Genomic DNA, 15,762 nt, shown 5'->3' on the forward strand with positions numbered 1-15,762 from the left:
GATGAAGGAAAGATTAGAAATGAAAAGAAGTTATTTAGGAGAAAAGCACCAACGTTTTTCATTGAGAAAAGTTTCGGTTGGTTTAGTTTCTGCTCTGGTAGGGGCTTTCTACCTTTTTAGTGGAGGAGGTTCTCTTGCAAATGTAGCAGCTAGTGAACAGACGCCATCCGTCACAAAACAGATTCACTATAAGTACGTGACAGAGAGTGAGCTCACGGACCAAGAGAAGCAATTGGTAGTCAAAGAATTGCCACAGTTTGCTGAGGAAACAGATGATACTTACTATTTGATTTATCGTCCGACGAGACAGTTGCCTGCAACTGGTCATAGTCAACTCATTAGCTCAATTGCAGCGGGGGCAGGTATTGTACTACTGGTCGTAGCGATTAAACTGGGCAGAGATGATCGCAAAAAGCTAGCTTCATTTATGCTTTTAACCAGTCTAGGAAGTCAGCTGATCGCGCCAACTTCCTTGGCTTTGACAAATCAAATGCTGGCTGACTATAATCAGGAATTGACTGTACAGGTCGGGGAAACATTGCAATCCCCACTTACGATTGAAGGCTACCAATATGTAGGGTATTTGAAATCTCAAAAAGCAGTAAACTCTCCAGTTGATGGCAAGAAAGAGTTGAATCATTCGACTCCTATTGATACTCCAGTTCAAACTTCAAACGGAAGTCAAGCGCAGGAAGAGTATCGTTTTCAGAAACCAAGTGATGCTCCTGTATTTGAACAACCAGAGTTAAAGGTTGATAGTAAAGAAACGAGTCGTACAGAGATTATTCCTTTCCAAGTGGAGGAAGTAGAAGCAGCTGATTTGCCGCAAGGTCAAACTGAGGTGATTCAGGCAGGGAAAAATGGTAGTCGTACCATTGTGACCCGCAGCTACATTTTAAATGGTCAGGTGATCCATACAGAGGAGGTTTCCAATCAGGTAACGACTGAGCCGACTTCTGAGATTAGAAAAGTCGGAAGCAAGGTCCCTTCTCCTACAAAACCAAGCCCAGGGGAGTCCGTTAGTGAAAAACCAACAGACGCTCCAATAAATGAAGTTCCCAGCTTAAACGTTGAAGAAAAAGATGTTACCACGACGGTAGCAGAACCCTACACTCGAGAACGAGTAGAGAGTGATAGCTTGCCAGTTGGCCAGACAAAGATAACCCAAGCTGGTCAAGATGGTGTGCGTACAATCGTCACCCGTCAGTACATGGTAGATGGAAAAGTAGAGAGAAGGCAGGAAATCTCAAACGAAGTAACGACACCAGCGGTTTCGGAGATTGTAACAGTTGGAACAGGCCCTGTTAGCGAGAAACCAACAGACGCTCCTGTAAATGAAGTTCCAAGTCTAGAGGTTGAAGAAAAAGATGTTACCACAACGGTAGCAGAACCCTACACTCGGGAACGAGTTGAGAGTGATAGCTTGCCAGTTGGCCAGACCAAGATAACCCAAGCTGGTCAAGATGGTGTGCGTACAATCGTCACCCGTCAGTACATGGTGGATGGCAAAGTAGAGAGAAGCCAGGAACTCTCAAACGAAGTGACGACTCCAGCGGTCTCAGAGATCGTAACGGTCGGAACGGCTCCTGTTAGCGAGAAACCAACAGACGCTCCTGTAAATGAAGTTCCAAGCTTAAACGTCGAAGAAAAGGACGTTACCACAACAGTGGCCGAACCCTATCCAACCAAGGAAGTGGAAAGTGCAGACCTGCCATTGGGGCAAAGAGAAGTTAGTCAAGCAGGTCAAGAGGGTATCCGTACGATTGTGACTCGTCAGTATTTAGTAGATGGAAAAGTCGAAAATACAGAGGAAATCTCTAACACTATCACAAAAGAAGCAGTTCCTCAGATTATCAAAGTCGGTACAAAACCAATTTCTACAAATGCGGATCACGCTCCTGTGGAACCAGAAAAAGGAACCCTCGACCTTGAACCCTTACACCAATTAGTGGAAGAGGCCGATAGCATCCAGAAAACGCATCAGTATTTCAATGATACCACTGCAGATCAGGAGTCTTATAAACAGGCAGTTGCCAATGCTCAAGCTTTATTTGAGGTATCTCACGCTAGTCAAGAACAAGTTGATTCCTTGAAAAATGCCCTTGAAACTGCTAAGAATAATCTAGACGGCCAACCTGTTGATAAGAAAACTCTTGGAGTTGAATTTGACATGAAGGATGTGACTCAGTCTACAGTTGCTTACCAGTATGCTGATGAACAAGCCAAACTCCGCTATCGTCGTGCCTTAGATCAGGCCAAGCTCGTTTTGGACAATCCTTTCGCCAATCAAGCCTTGGTCGATCAAGTTCGGACGGATCTCGAGGCAGCTCGTCAAGCTCTGGATGGTGTCAAAAGAAAACCAACCCTCTCTCTAGTCAGTGTCGAGAAGGAAGAAGATCAACGCCAAGTTTCTCTTAGCTATCATTTGACGGATGCTACAGCTAGCTATCAATCAGCCAAAGTGCAGCTATACAAGGGCGAAACGCTGATCAAGGAAGTCGACCTTGTGGACCTCGCTCAAAAATTGACACTTGATGACTTGGACTACTATACTCCTTATACCCTCAAAACCGTCATGAAATATGACCTGGGTCAAGGGGAACAAACTAGTATAGAGGATCAACGTCCAGTTCAGCTAGATTATAAGAAGGTTGAAATCAAAGACATCGACCGCATCGAGCTGTACGGTAAAGATGGCAGTCACTACCGACGTTACCTATCTCTGTCGGAAGTGCCGTCTGATTTGGACAACTACTATGTTCGCATTCAGTCAGACAAGTTCAAGGATATGCTCTTACCAGTTTCTAAGATTACAGATAAGGGCAATGCCTACTCCGTAACAGTATCAGCTAATCAGCTTGTCGAGGGAGAAGGGGACCATTATCGTCCAGATTACTCTTTTGAACTGCCGAAAACGCCTCTTAGCCAAGAAGGTGTCTATACGTCCTTCAAAGCGCTCATAGAGGCCATGAAGTCAAACCCGACTGGAAACTTCAAACTAGGAGCGGATGTTTCAGCAGATGAGATTCAGTTGGAACAGTCTGTGACAAGCTATGTTCCAGAAGAATTTTCAGGTAGTCTAACTAGCCGAGTGGATGGCAAAGATTATACCATCTACAACTTGGCAAAACCACTTTTTGCAACCTTGAAAAATGCCACTATCCAGCAACTGACCTTGAAATCGGCTGCAGTTACAGGCAAGGATTCTATAGGGACCTTGGCTAGCAATGCTCAAAATGCAACGATTACGGATGTTTCTGTAAGTGGTAGTCTATCTGGAAACAAGCATATCGGTGGGCTCGTAGGAGTTGCCCAAAACACAAAACTAACCAATGTTGCCTTTAAAGGGTCCATCACCAGCACCCAAGATGGGGGGCAGGAGTACAATGTTGGTGGCTTGGTTGGTAATTTCCACGGCAACCAATCACTGGCGCAGAAGAGTCAGGCAGATGTATCTATCCAAGTAACGGGTCGAAATGGAGACCAGCGTGTTGGAGGATTGATCGGTCGTTTGCAGAATGGAGCTAGATTAGAAACTTCTTATGTGTCTGGTTCTATCCAAAATGGAGGTCATTCTGGCCAAGTCGGTGGAGCGATCGGATCTACTTGGAACAATGGACAGGTCCGAAATGTCTTGACCAGTGTCAAGGTTCAAAATGGTCATGCGATGACAGGAGATCCCTATCCTGAGGCTTCTGTTCGGGACTCTTATGTTCTTGAAGGAACTACAGCAAATCGAAAAGATGAGCGTTTTGTCCGTTCTATTTCAGAAGCCGATGCGCAAGCCAAACGTCAGTCCTTTGGAATCACTTCAAACTTGACGGACCAGGAGCCATTGCAGCAAGCTTACCAGCATCAAACAGACTATAGTCGAGTGAGGGGAGCCCAAGAGTCCAGAAAGCAAGCCTACGAAAATGTAGAAAAACTATTACCATTCTACAACAAAGACTTCATCGTTCATACAGCCAACCAATTAGCTGAAGATGATAAACTCAACAAAGTAGCCCTGCTAGATGTGGTTCCGATGAAAGATGAGACACTGATAACAGATGTCAACAGCCATAAGGGTGAAATCAATAGACTGATGCTGCATTATGCAGATAAGACGATCGCTTATCTTGATCTGACCTACAAGGGTGATTTTGCCAATGGCCAGATTGCTGAATATAGCATCGCTGATAAGAATTTGCTCTATACGCCAGAAGTCTTCCTATCTGACTACCAGTCTATTAAAGAGAGTGTCTTGGATGAACTCAAATCTGTGACCTATGACTCGGCTGCAGTGCGTAAAGTATTAGGGATTGGTGAAACAGCTTCCTTAGATGATCTTTATCTGGAAAAAGCCTTTGAACAAATCAAAGCTGAACTAGGTCAGGAGCTCCTCAAGGTACTTTCAGTTGACAAGTCGATCAACACCCTAGGCCCTGCCGTAGCGGATGCGATTAGCCAAAAAATTCTGCAGAACAAAGAGGCCTTCATGCTTGGTCTGACCTATCTCAACCGATGGTACAATGTCAACTATGGAACGTTCAATACCAAAGATCTTAGTGCCTATAAGTTTGATTTCTTTGGCAATCAAGCAGCTTCGACACTGGATACTATCATCGCTCTCGGGAACTCTGGAATGGGCAATCTTCGAGCGCAAAACAACTTCAATGCTTACCGACAATCCCTAGCCAAGGAAAAAGGCAAAGGAGACCTCTTTGCTTACTTAGAAAGTCTGCGTGAACTCTTCTTGCCAAATAAAACCAACAGTGAGTGGTTCAAGGAAAATACTAAGGCTTATATCGTAGAAGCTCGTTCAAGTCTGCCAGAAATTCAGGCTAAGCAAGACAATGCAGATCGTAAGAGTAAGTATACAATCAAGGTCTACGACAGACTGACTCAGGGAGATTGGGGCTTCAAGCAAATGGTCCTCCAACTTCTGACCTTACCTGAAAGAGATGTCTATATCATCAGCAATATGTCGACTATTGCCTTTGGTAGCTTTGGAGGCTACAGGAAAGAAGGTGGTAGAGTTCTCTCAGGCGAGGAACTCCATCGACACGTTGAAAAACTTGTGGATCAATCAGCTGAATGGCAACGAAACCACTATGACATGTGGTACAACATTTTAAGTCCAAACAGGAAAGACACTCTATTCAGACGGGTGATCGTTACAGACGGTTTCTTTCTTTATAATGATAAAGGCCAGCAATATTGGGCTCCTCGTAATGATAAGACCTCTGTTGCTATGTATAATTTCTTTGGCCCTGCTGGCAAGTATCACGGAGACAATGGACTAGGAGCCTTTGCAAATGGTTATGAAGTCTTCTATGTCTATGACCAGATGCTGGGAGCTTCTGGAACCATGGTCTATACCCATGAAATGACCCACAACTCGGATGGTTCTATCTATTTTGAAGGACATGGTCGTCGTGAGGGTGAAGGGCCTGAGAGTTTTGCTACAGGGATGTTAGAGTCTGTAACCAATGTTAGCGAAAAAGGTCTCGTACTTAATAGCTTCTATCAAGGAGATAAAGATTCGACCACACGTTACCATACCTATGATCCTGTTGCTCGATTCTCCTCAGCAGATGCTCTTCGCGACTACATGCATGGAGTTTTTGACGTACTGAACCTTCTGGATTATGTAGAAGGGGATATTGTTACTGGAGTTCTAACTGATCAACAGAAAATGAAATGGTACCGTAAGGCTGAAAATTATAACTTTGAAAAAACTTCTTATGGTAAACAAGCTCACGCTGATGATCGAATTGTCCCTATAACTGCCGAAGAAGCAGCCAAACTAAAATCTGTTGATGATTTGGTTGATCATAATATCATTGGTCGTCGCGATGGTTGGGATAGAGCTAACTTTGGACGAAATGGCTACTATGTCATCAATATGTTTGCTTCCTTCTATGCAGCTCTGGACAATCCAACTGGTGCACCTGGGGGACTTATGTTCCGCCGTAGAGCTTATGAATTGCTCGGAGACAAGGGTTACCAACAAGGATTTGTCCCATATGTATCTGGCCAATACGCTGGCCAAGCGCTTAAAGAAGGTCATAAGACCTACTCAATCTGGAACAGAGGAGATGTCGGAGTAGTTGGAGATGATTTGGTTTTCAAAAATCTCTATGGTAGCCAGTATGAATCATGGAAGGATTTGAAGAAAGCCATGTTGAATGAGCGATACAACAAGGCTCAAAACTTCCTTCGCCCTATCACTATCGAGTTTGAAGCAGGAAAACTAGATAGCAAACGACAAATTACGATTTCTTCTTATGAGGAATTACAAGATTATATGTACTTAGCAGTACTAGCGGATGCCTCAGCTAAGAACATTGATCGTGCCTTATCAGACAGCTCTAAGAGCAGTGTCGCCCAACTCAAGTATCGTATTTTCAACGCTTATCTACGTGCCACAGACGACTTCAGACAGTCCATCTTTGAAAGATAGACACGAAAAAAGAAGATCCAAGTGATCTTCTTTTTTAGGTGAATGGCTTGCTTAGTACAAAAACGAATGAATTTACAAATAAATTGATACAGGACATATTTCTTACTCTAAATATCTGGAGAGAAATTGGAAAACATTCATCATCTAGTATACTCGTTTCGAAATTTCTTTTGTTTTTCATGAAAATATGATAAAATGATAGTTGTAAAATTTTTTTAAGGAGATTCGGATGAAAACAAAAGCACTTGCTCGCGTAAATGCGATTTTTGGTCTTATTTCAGGTATCGTCTTGCTGTTGGCACCTCTTGTTATGTTTATGATAGCTGTCGGGGCTGCTGCAGCGACGGAGGACTCTGATGCAACAGTTGGTATATTGACGATTTTTTCAATCATTTTGGCATTGGTAAAAATTGCTGTCTTGGTTTTAGGAATTGTGTCTATTGTCTATTACAAGGACGATGAGCGTGTGACCCCTGCACCGTCTGTTTTGTTTATCGTGGGTGGTTCTGTTGGATTGATCCCATTCTTGGGCTGGGTAGGAGGAATTCTGACAATCATTGGTGGATCCCTCTATTTTGGACTTTTGAAAAAGTTCGAGATTCAAGAATAATGACTTTTTGTTAGGAATATTTTCAAATAAGAGAAGGCGCTTAGCCTTCTTTTTTTGTCATCAACGACGGATAAATTTTACAAGATAAATAAGCTTTGACATTCGTGAAATCTAAAGCATTTATTGGAGACAAGGAAGTATTTTTATAGTATAATGGTGGATGTGAAATACCTATATCAAAATATAATGCTAGTTATTTTCTTGATAGAAGGTAAAAGTTGAGAGGATTTAGAATGAAAAAGTTTTTTGGAGAGAAGCAGCATCGTTTCTCCTTACGAAAATTAGCAATTGGACTTGTGTCAGCTTCGATTTCAAGCCTATTTTTTGTGTCCATTGCGAGCAGTGGGACCGTATTTGCTCAAGAAAATGCAGCTGTTCACTACAAATATGTGACGGATACGGAGCTGAGTGGGCAAGAAAAGGACTTGATTGTCAAGGACATTCCTAAAATTGCGGAAGATAGTGAGAGCACCTATTATCTAGTCTACCGTATGGATGAGAAAGCCCAGCTGGGTCAGTTGCCCAATACAGGTGGGCAGAATAGCCTTACTAGTGTTTTAACTGGTGGAGCCTTGGCTTCGATTGGCCTCCTTATTTTTGTCGTATCGAAAAAGAAAGGCAAAAAGAAAGCCCTCTTGAATGTGATTTTGGTAACGGGGATGAGCAGTGGTTTGGCTTCTTCAGTTCAGGCTATCGAAAATCAACTTTTACTCCAGTATAATCAGGAATACCAATTATCCCAAGGAGATAGTCTGCCCTTGCCACGTGCCTTATCGGGTTATACTTACCTAGGTTATATTAAGCAAGACAAAGAGATTAATCAGAAAGAAACTCCTACTAGGGATCAGAAACTTGACTATACAGTTCACCCTCATTTCCAGACCAATGAGGGTGAACAAAGGGCAGGAGATGAGCAGAAAGCTACCTCTCCTACACTCCCTGCTGAAAACCCGATTCCTTCTCAAGATTTATCTAATAAAAAGCCGTCTGGTATTGCTAGTGTAGATCCTCAAGACGAAGTCTTGGCTGGTCGCGTGAATAAACCAGAGCTCCTATACAAAGACCAAGAGATCGAAACCAAATTAGACTTTTCAGAAGTAGTTCAAGAAAATCCAGAACTAACTGAGGGAACCATCCATGTCAAACAAGAAGGTCGTGCTGGGAAGAAGATTGAACTTGTTCGCATTTTCACGGTTGAAAACCAAGAAATTTCTAGGGAAGTTCTCTCAACTAAAGTAGAAGAAGCTTTGCCACGTATAGTAGAGAAAGGGACTAAGAAGGCAGTAGCTGCAAGTGAAGCACCTCAGTCTGCAAGAAAAGGAGAGCCTGAGACTCAGGCTCCATTACCAGAATATACAGGCGAGCAAGCGGGAGCGGTTGTAGCCCCAGAGACAGCTGAAAAACCAGAATATACAGGCACCCAAGCTGGAGCAGTTGTTGAACCCGAACAAGTCGCTCCGCTACCTGAGTATCAGGGAACCCAAGCTGGTGCTATCGTCGAGCCAGAACAAGTTGAGCCAGAGGTTGGGGGTGTCCAGTCTGGGGCTTTGGTGGAACCAGAAACGACTGACAAACCAGCCTATACAGGCGAGCAGTCTGGAGCAATCGTAGAGCCTGAAAAGGTGCCACCAACACCAGAATATACAGGCACTCAAGCAGGAGCGATTGTAGCTCCTGAAACAGCTGAAAAACCAGAGTATACAGGCACTCAATCAGGTGCGATTGTGGAACCAGAGACCCAGTCTTCCCTACCAGAATATACAGGTGAGCAAGCAGGAGCCATCGTTGAACCGGAACAAGTCGCTCCTCTTCCAGAATATACTGGCAATACCGAGCAAGTAAAACCGGAAGCTCCGACAGAAAAACCAAAAGAAAAAGATCCAGAAAAAACACTTGAATTAAGAAACGTTTCGGATCTGGAGTTGTATAGTCAGACCAATGGTACTTACAAACAACACGTTTCTTTAGACGGTGTCCCAAGTAATCCAGACACTTACTTTGTTAAGGTTAAATCCTCGTCGTTTAAAGATGTCTATCTACCAGTCGCTTCAATAACGGCTGAAACGAAAGATGGTCAGCCAGTTTATAAAATCACAGCCAAGGATGAGAAACTCCAGCAAGAGCTAGAAAATAAATATGTTGATAATTTCACCTTCTACCTAGCTAAGAAGGCAACAGAGGAAACGACAACCTTTACTTCCTTTAGCAACCTGGTCAAAGCTATCAACCAGAATCTCTCTGGAACCTATCATTTAGCAGCTAGTTTGAATGCCAACGAAGTGGAGTTAGAGCCTGAAGCTAAATCCTACATCAAGGGCGCCTTTACTGGTCAGTTGATCGGTGAAAAAGATGGCAAGCAGTATGCTATTTACAACTTGAAAAAGCCTCTTTTTGAAACCTTGAGCGGCGCTAGAGTAGAAAAATTGAGTCTGAAAAATGTCTCCATTTCAGGGAAAGATGATATCGGTGCATTGTCCTATGAAGCTCAGAATGGCACAAAGATTCAGCAAGTTCACGTTGATGGTGTTCTCGCCGGTGAACGTGGTATCGGTGGTTTGCTGGCAAAGGCTGAGCAATCAAGCATCACAGAGAGCAGTTTCAAGGGAAGAATTATCAACACGTATGAGACGACTGCTGCCTATAATATCGGTGGTCTGGTCGGTCATTTGACAGGTGACAAGGCTTTACTTACTAAGTCAAAAGCGACAGTAGCCATTTCATCCAACACAAATAGTTCAGATCAGACAGTGGGTGGTCTTGCAGGTCTAGTAGATCAGGATGCACAAATCCAAGATAGCTATGCTGAAGGCGATATTAACAATGCCAAGCACTTTGGTAGAGTCGCGGGAGTAGCAGGCTATTTGTGGGATCGAAAAACTAATGAGGAACAGCATGCTGGAAGATTGACCAATGTTCTCAGTGATGTCAATGTAACCAACGGAAATGCCATTACCGGTTATCACTATAATGGAATGAAGGTGAAGGACACATTCAGCAGCAAGGCAAACAGAGTCTACAATGTCACCTTAGTCAAGGATGAGGTCGTCAGCAAGGAATCCTTTGAAGAAAGAGGAACAATGCTAGATGCTTCCCAGATTGAAAGCAAGAAAGCAGCCATCAATCCTCTCACTCTACCAACAGTGGAACCCCTCTCAACAAGTGGCAAGAAAGACAGTGATTTTTCTAAGGTAGCCCATTATCAAGCTAAGCGCGCCTTGGCTTATAAGAACATTGAAAAATTGCTACCTTTCTACAACAAGGCAACCATCGTCAAATACGGAAATCTGGTCAATGAGAACAGTCTGTTATATCAAAAAGAACTCTTGTCAGCAGTTATGATGAAGGATAACCAAGTCATCACAGACATTGTTTCCAACAAAGAGACTGCAAACAAACTCTTGCTTCACTACAAGGACCATTCTTCTGAGAAGCTTAATCTCAAGTACCAGGATGATTTCGCCAAATTAGCAGAATATAGTCTAGGCGATACTGGACTTCTCTATACGCCAAACCAATTCCTGTATGACCAATCTTCCATCATCAAGCAAGTCTTACCTGACTTACAAAAGATTGACTATCATTCAGAAGCCATCAGAAAGACACTCGGTATTTCTCCAAAAGTCGAGCAGACTGAGCTCTATCTAGAAGACCAGTTCGCCAAAACAAAACAACATTTGGAAGACAGTTTGAAAAAACTCTTGTCAGCTGATGCTGGACTTGCCGGTGCTAACCCAGTCACCAAGGGTTATCTTGTAGATAAAATCAAGCGCAACAAAGAAGCCTTGCTACTTGGCTTGACCTATCTGGAACGGTGGTATAACTTTAGCTATGGTCAGGTGAATATCAAAGACCTAGTTCTGTACCATCTGGACTTCTTTGGTAAGGGAAATGCTTCGCCACTAGATACTCTGATTGAGTTAGGTAAATCTGGCTTTAACAATCTTCTTGCTAAGAATAATGTCGATACTTATTCTATTAGTTTAGCCAGCCATCATGGAACGACAGATTTGTTTAGCACGCTAGAAAATTACCGAAAAGTCTTTCTACCAACCACAAGCAACAATGACTGGTTTAAATCAGAGACTAATGCTTACATCGTTGAAGAAAAATCCACTATCGAAGAGGTGAAAGCGAAGCAAGGACAAGCTGGCACTAAGTATTCTATCGGTGTTTATGATCGCATCACGAGTGCCACTTGGAAATACCGCAATATGGTCTTGCCTCTCCTAACCTTGCCAGAGAAATCAGTATTTGTCATCTCGACCATGTCTAGTCTAGGATTTGGAGCCTATGATCGCTACCGCAATAGTGACCATAAAGCGGGCAAGGCTCTCAATGACTTTGTTGAAGAAAATGCGCGTGAAACAGCCAAACGTCAGCGAGATCACTACGATTATTGGTATCGTATTTTAGATAATGAGGGACGTGAAAAACTCTATCGTACGATTCTCCTTTATGATGCCTATAAGTTTGGGGATGACACAACATCTGGAAAAGCTACAGTGGAGGCTAAGTTTGATAGCTCCAATCCAGCCATGAAAAACTTCTTTGGCCCAGTTGGCAATAAGGTAGTACACAATCAGCATGGAGCCTACGCAACAGGTGATGGAGTCTATTATATGTCTTACCGTATGCTGGACAAGGATGGAGCCATTACTTATACCCATGAAATGACCCATGATTCAGATCAGGATATTTACCTTGGCGGCTATGGTCGAAGAAGTGGCTTGGGCCCAGAGTTCTTCGCAAAAGGCTTATTGCAAGCCCCTGACCAACCAAGTGACGCAACCATTACCATCAATTCTATCTTGAGACACTCAAAATCAGATAGTACAGAGGGCTCCCGTCTGCAAGTCTTAGATCCGACAGAGAGATTCCAAAACGCAGCAGATCTTCAGAACTATGTCCATAACATGTTTGACCTTATCTACATGCTGGAATACCTCGAAGGGCAATCAATCGTTAACAAACTAAATGTTTACCAGAAAATGGCGGCTCTCAGAAAAATTGAGAACAAGTATGTGAAAGATCCAGTAGATGGCAATGAGGTATACGCTACTAACGTAGTCAAAGAATTGACAGAAGAAGAGGCAAAGAAACTAACCAACTTTGAAAGTTTGATTGACCACAATATCTTATCAGCTCGTGAGTATCAGTCTGGCGACTATGAGCGAAATGGCTACTATACGATTAAACTCTTTGCCCCAATCTTTTCAGCTCTCAGCAGTGAGAAAGGCACGCCAGGGGACCTTATGGGACGTCGGATCGCTTACGAACTTTTGGCTGCCAAAGGCTTTAAGGATGGAATGGTACCTTATATCTCAAACCAATACGAAGAAGTTGCCAAACAAAAAGGTAAAACTATCAATCTCTATGGTAAAGAACGCGGATTGGTGACAGATGATCTTGTTTTGGACAAGGTATTTGAAGGCAAGTATGCATCTTGGGCGGATTTCAAGAAAGCCATGTACCAAGAACGTGTGGATCAGTTTAAAAACTTGAAACAAGTGACCTTTAAAGTTCCGACAAAACCATGGCCAAACTATACGACAGAGACCATCAATCAAGTGACTGAATTGCAAGCCCTCATGGACCAAGCTGTGCTACAGGATGCAGTGGCTCCTCGTTGGAGTGACTATAAGCCAGAGATTGACAGTGCCGTTCATAAGTTGAAGAGAGCAATCTTTAAGGCTTATCTTGACCAAACAAACGACTTCAGAACCTCTATTTTTAAGAAATAAGGGTTAGAAAATGAAAAGGGAGGATCGACAGATCTTCTCTTTTTATGTTCAGATGTCTGAAAGCAGGTAGGCGATTTGTTTGTGACGGAGAAGGTCTTTTGTTTCTGGAGCAAATATGGTAGAATGATAGCTACGATAGAAGGAGGTTTTTATGGAGAGAGATAGATTGGTTCGACTCAATTGGAGACTGGGCATGGTGGCAGGAGTGACCTTACTTTTGGGACCTGTCCTACGATTTTTGCTATCCTATACTGGGGCCATCATCTATAAAGATCCTTCAAAAATGCTGGTTATCACGGTTGCCTTTTCCCTGCTCCTGACATTTTTTAAGATTTTGATGATTGCATTAGGAACCTTTATGCTAATCTATTTCGAAGAGGATCAACAACTTCGAATGCTGCCATCTGTTTTATTTATCATTGGTGGCGTGCTGGGATTTCTTTCAGCGACTGAGTGGATAGGAGGATTTCTAATCATTAAAGGCGCTGTTTCTTTTTCTAAATTTTTGAAAGAGGTCCGTGGCCTTGTCTGATAGTCTAGTGAAACAATCCGTTGGAGGGTTGTTTTTTTATTTAAAGAATTATCTGGCGAAAGAATATGTTAGCAAAATGCTCTTTTTCAAAGAAACATGATGTAATACAACTTGAAAAAATAAAAGGAGAATATTATGAAATAATCTTTCATTACATCGTATTTAACATTCTATTTAAAAGCTTCCATTACTTTAGAGGGAGTCTTTATAAAAACTTCTAACCCTAATACTATTTTAAAAGTTATCCCACTGGGTTCTCAAAATAAAACAATTCCTGTTGATCAAGTTGCAAGTGTAGATAGTTCATTTCGTCTTGATTTCAAATCATTTGCTTGGGGTATCATTTTCGCTCTTATTGGCCTTTCAATGATGCAAAATTCATTTATCGGAGGATTGATATTAGCGGCTTATGATGTATTAACAGTGCTAAGCGCTTTTCAGACTCTACTAGTTTTGCATCTTACTTCTGGTGGAACACATGTTGTCAGTGTGGTAGTATTTGAAAAAGCTAATCTTGAAAATTGCAAAGAAACAATTGAAGGTCTAATTCATAATCGTTACAATGATACTAATGTAACTAAGAATACTGATCGTATAATTGATGCTTTAAATAACAAATAATTGCAATCGTTTCTTGATTGAATATCGCGAAATAATAATAACTAGATGAGAGGACACTGTTCTCTCTTTTTAGTTGATTTTAACTAGCTTTTTTATGAAAAATTGTGTAAAATAGAATAGATAAACGAGGGAAACCTCGAAAAATAAAAGGAGAATCCATCTAATGGTAAAATTGGTTTTTGCTCGCCACGGTGAGTCTGAATGGAACAAAGCTAACCTTTTCACTGGTTGGGCTGATGTTGATTTGTCTGAAAAAGGAACACAACAAGCGATTGACGCTGGTAAATTGATCAAAGAAGCTGGTATCGAATTTGACCAAGCTTACACTTCAGTATTGAAACGTGCAATCAAAACAACAAACTTGGCTCTTGAAGCTTCTGACCAATTGTGGGTTCCAGTTGAAAAATCATGGCGCTTGAACGAACGTCACTACGGTGGTTTGACTGGTAAAAACAAAGCTGAAGCTGCGGAACAATTTGGTGATGAGCAAGTTCACATCTGGCGTCGTTCATACGATGTATTGCCTCCAAACATGGATCGTGATGATGAGCATTCAGCACACACTGACCGTCGTTACGCTTCACTTGACGACTCAGTTATCCCAGATGCTGAAAACTTGAAAGTGACTTTGGAACGTGCCCTTCCATTCTGGGAAGACAAAATCGCTCCAGCACTTAAAGATGGTAAAAACGTATTCGTAGGAGCTCACGGTAACTCAATCCGTGCCCTTGTAAAACACATCAAACGCTTGTCAGATGATGAAATCATGGACGTGGAAATCCCTAACTTCCCACCATTGGTATTCGAATTTGACGAAAAATTGAATGTAGTTTCTGAATACTACCTTGGAAAATAATTTATAAACAGAAAGCCTAGGATTCCTAGGCTTTTTTGTGTTTGCTTCTAGTTACCAACCAGTTGAAAAAGCCTTATAATGATAGTAAAGAGTGACTTAATTGTAAGAAAAGTAGATATGCTCGAAGCCCTGAAATCAGTAGAGTAATTCACGGGTTTAAACAGTAAATCAGTTGACAAAGTCCCTGCTTCTTGGTAGAATAAGAACTGTCGTAAAGACAAATAACTTCTTCTTGGTTACAGGCATGCCAACCTGTCACTCGGATGAAGCCAAATAAAAAGGAGAAACATCATGGCAATCTCAAAAGAGAAAAAAAATGAAATCATCGCACAATATGCACGTCACGAAGGTGATACAGGTTCAGTAGAGGTTCAAGTTGCTGTCCTTACTTGGGAAATCAACCACCTTAACGAACACATCAAACAACACAAAAAAGACCACGCTACTTACCGTGGATTGATGAAGAAAATCGGTCGCCGTCGTAACTTGCTTGCATACTTGCGTAAAAACGACGTTAACCGTTACCGTGAGTTAATCAACTCTCTTGGACTTCGTCGCTAATCTTGCGTCTAAAACGTTTCTATACTTCGTTGGCTTCAGCTCGATGTACCATTAGTACAATCTTCGCCTCGTCGCCTAGTCTATAAACGTTTTATCCAGCAAGACTTGAGCTCTCTGATATTCAGAGAGCTTTTTTACTTTTGTCATCCTACCTCGATATACTCAAGTATAATCTTCGGTTACGGTTCCTAGCACTGTAAGGTAAAATAAACCAGATCATCTCCCTTCGGGGAGATTTTTTGTTTCACTAACATTTTTGTACAATCTTCGGCTTGCGCCTAGTCTACAAACGTTTTATCCAGCAAGAATTATGATGCTAAGGGCGCCAAAAATCCGTATGAAAATAGGGAAAGGACACAGTGTTCGATGAACACAAGGAGTTTTATCTTTTTCACT

7 protein-coding genes are annotated in these 15,762 nt (G+C 42.2%); all 7 read left to right on the forward strand.

From position 1 onward, the window contains the following. The first annotated feature begins 19 nt into the window (after window positions 1–19). Window positions 20–6,445, forward strand: a complete 6,426-nt coding sequence (locus M1G01_RS00720; protein ID WP_247930916.1) for a ZmpA/ZmpB/ZmpC family metallo-endopeptidase — start codon at window positions 20–22, stop codon at window positions 6,443–6,445. A gap of 229 nt (window positions 6,446–6,674) precedes the next feature. Further along, window positions 6,675–7,055, forward strand: a complete 381-nt coding sequence (locus tag M1G01_RS00725) for a hypothetical protein (RefSeq protein WP_000849881.1) — start codon at window positions 6,675–6,677, stop codon at window positions 7,053–7,055. A gap of 233 nt (window positions 7,056–7,288) precedes the next feature. Beyond that, a complete protein-coding gene (locus M1G01_RS00730) occupies window positions 7,289–12,796 on the forward strand; it encodes a ZmpA/ZmpB/ZmpC family metallo-endopeptidase (protein WP_247930917.1) in 5,508 nt (1,835 codons plus the stop codon). Between the two features lie 151 nt (window positions 12,797–12,947). After that, window positions 12,948–13,328 carry a hypothetical protein gene (locus tag M1G01_RS00735; RefSeq protein ID WP_049489746.1) on the forward strand — a complete coding sequence of 127 codons (381 nt, stop codon included), beginning with the start codon at window positions 12,948–12,950 and terminating at the stop codon, window positions 13,326–13,328. A gap of 366 nt (window positions 13,329–13,694) precedes the next feature. Next, window positions 13,695–13,949 carry a hypothetical protein gene (locus M1G01_RS00740; protein WP_033630067.1) on the forward strand — a complete coding sequence of 85 codons (255 nt, stop codon included), beginning with the start codon at window positions 13,695–13,697 and terminating at the stop codon, window positions 13,947–13,949. Window positions 13,950–14,112: 163 nt separating this feature from the next. Beyond that, window positions 14,113–14,805 (forward strand): phosphoglycerate mutase, encoded by a 693-nt coding sequence (locus M1G01_RS00745; protein WP_000240130.1) that lies wholly within the window; start codon window positions 14,113–14,115, stop codon window positions 14,803–14,805. 291 nt (window positions 14,806–15,096) lie between these two features. Then, the gene (rpsO, locus tag M1G01_RS00750; RefSeq protein WP_001018251.1) at window positions 15,097–15,366 is read left to right on the forward strand and encodes a 30S ribosomal protein S15; all 270 of its coding nucleotides are present in this window, start codon (window positions 15,097–15,099) and stop codon (window positions 15,364–15,366) included. The last annotated feature ends 396 nt before the right edge of the window (window positions 15,367–15,762 follow it).

The sequence above is a fragment of the Streptococcus oralis genome (assembly GCF_023110055.1).
Lineage (GTDB): Bacteria > Bacillota > Bacilli > Lactobacillales > Streptococcaceae > Streptococcus > Streptococcus oralis_BY.